General features: G+C 39.1%; 1 protein-coding gene and 1 pseudogene. One reads left to right on the top strand and one right to left on the bottom strand.

The window, feature by feature from the left end; genetic code table 11:
* Positions 1-56: 56 nt before the first annotated feature.
* Complete coding sequence (locus tag ACSZO4_RS25310; protein ID WP_437891843.1) at positions 57-953, bottom strand: MFS transporter; 897 nt, start codon at positions 951-953, stop codon at positions 57-59.
* Positions 954-1,602: 649 nt separating this feature from the next.
* Between ACSZO4_RS25310 and ACSZO4_RS25305 the strand changes: the two are divergent.
* Positions 1,603-2,148, top strand: a pseudogene (locus ACSZO4_RS25305) (transposase); the annotation flags it as partial.
* Positions 2,149-2,558: the final 410 nt, after the last annotated feature.

The following is a 2,558-nucleotide window of genomic DNA, read 5'->3' as shown; positions in this document are numbered from 1 at the left end:
GCGGGCATCGTGAAAAATCTATGGCAAAGAAAGCCTTATGTTCTCATAACTGACGATTAAATCGCACCTTCCCTAGAACTCAGCGCATACCCTGCATTTGTCATAACGCCTGGTAGCCACACAATTACGCCATTAATAAACAAAAGTCCCATAATCGCAATAACACATGATAAAAATGAAATAAGTGCATATTTTTTGCCAAATAAATCCCTATAATAAATTTTATTCGACTCTTTCTCCAGGGTGAAATTATCAACTGCAGCCTCAATATTTATGCTGGAGCTATAATCTTTGTCAATTTTATACAATACTTTCTTCAAGCCTTCCACATCTTTATTTTTCAACAAAAAATGAGCACTTTCTGGCATGGTTTTTATTATGTATGGTAATAATAAAACTGGTATGAATCCTAACCAAAAAACGGGTCTCCACTGTCCAAGTTCAGTGGTGACATATATGGCAACAAAGGACGCAATAATCGCGCCGAATTGATTTCCGCATAATGCTGTAGCAACTGATTTACTTTTGCTTGTTTTCGGCGCGTACTCAGATAGAAGAGATATAACCAAAGGGATAACGCCACCAAATCCAAATCCTGCAATGAACCTTAACATTGCAAATATTTCAATTGTTGGGGCGAATGCTTGACTAAATGTACCAGCGCAAAAAAGCATAACAGTTGTAATCAAAACGCGTTTAATACCAAATTTTCTTGAGATAACACTACAAACGAAAGCACCAAACAACGAGCCAAATTCTGACAAGCTACCCACATATCCAAGTTGATCCCAACTGAGATCAGCCCATTCTTTGAAAAGCATTGGGATTATCGAACCATACGCAGGTGCTGCGTATCCAGTAAATGTGATTAAAAATACACCCAAGAGCATCAAGTTTGTATCAAATCTGCTAAATTTTCTTGAGTCTATAAACTTAACAATATTATTGTTCATGTGGTGCCTCTCGATAACACTAACAGCTTTTTTTAAGAGTTATGTCATACCATTTGTAAGTATCAGTAGTAAGATTGTTTTGGTTGATTTGTTTTGTTTGAATCCGACTCCTATAGTTATAATTTAATTGTCTAGTCAATTTGTCGATTTTCCAGAAGCAGCACAGGAAAAAGCATTGTTAGAGACGTTGGAGATGCTATGAAATAAAAATATAGCTCCTGAGGTTTTCATCATGTGAAAACAAAGAATTGGTATTTTTTCAATTCAAGGGTTTGTTTAAAAATTGTTTTTTTGTAATGTGTCATAAACTACCACCTGATAGTATTTTAGACACAAGAGTACTGTAAAATCGATTTTACAGATGCGAGGTGTCGGTCCGATAAATAGGATGAGTCTGCTAGGTGCTTATTAAATTTGTTATGTATTTTATATCACGACAATATGCTCAATGTCACATTTATAACTGCAAACATTTGACTTTTACCTTAAGAGAAGATGATTGAAACTGTAAGTATAAATTGGATGCATTCTGGGTTTGTTGTTAGATGAAAGATTTTAAATGTTTAAATGTATAATATTGACCTGCTCCCCTTTAATTAACACACGGTGATTTTAGTAATGTCTTCATCAACAGCATGAGGACAATCTCATGAAAAAGCATTTTTACAACGAACAGAACATCATTATGCTCCGCGAGGCTGAGGCTGGAGTACCCGCCCGTGAACTCTGACACTAACACGCCATTTACGATGCCACTTTTTACAAGTGGCGTAAGAAATATCGAGGTGCCTGAGGTGAAGCGCCTAAAGTTGCTTGAGGAAGAGAACGCCAGACTTAAGAAGCTGCTTGCCGAAGCCATGCTGGATAAGGGGGCGCTTCAGGTGGCTCTTGGGCAAAAATACTGACGACAGACCAGAAGCGGGAAGCAGTGGTGTTGATGTGTGAGGCGATCGGTCCGTCGCAGCGTTGTACCTGAAGACTCACAGATTTTTCCCCGAACTGCAGCTAAGATGTTGAGCCGGGACTGGAACGCGGACGTTTTGGCTACCGATGCATCTGGCGGTTACAGCGCCGTGAAGGGATTCGTGTTAATCACAAGCGCGTGTACCGCTTTTATTATCTGAGCGGGTTGGGCGTAAAACGCAGACGATGTCGTACCGGGCTGGCAACAGAGCGTATGCCTCGGCTTCGCCCAACGTGACTTGGTCGATGGATTCCGTCAAATTTGTGGCGGGTTGGAGAAAGGGTCATTCTGGTAGAGAAGGATCTGACATTACTAACTGAGCGTATTAACTAATCCTATGGGAAGGTCGGGATGACTATGAGGGATCTCTTAAAACCTTTGTTATCTGCCATTCATAAGCGTCAAAAGCAATTTTCAGCACAAACAGATTCAATTATTAGATTATCTAGTCATTCTAAGATTTATCAAATTTTATGCTTTAACTTTATGTTTGTAACGTTTGGTTACACAACCAATCCAAATAATACTATTGTGTTAAATTAACAGGCTGTCTTACAGCATAGCTCACTTAGGGAAGGTGCGATTTAATCGTCAGTTATGAGAACATAAGGCTTTCTTTGCCATAGATTTTTCACGATGCC

The organism is Phytobacter sp. V91 (assembly GCF_965644225.1).
Classification (GTDB): domain Bacteria; phylum Pseudomonadota; class Gammaproteobacteria; order Enterobacterales; family Enterobacteriaceae; genus CBFFRJ01.
This window is presented reverse-complemented; position numbering and strand designations above follow the sequence as displayed.

Coding starts and splice junctions, on each gene's coding strand:
- ACSZO4_RS25310 (WP_437891843.1), bottom strand. CDS start 953: ATGAACAATAATATTGTTAAGTTTATAGACTCAAGAAAATTTAGCAGA.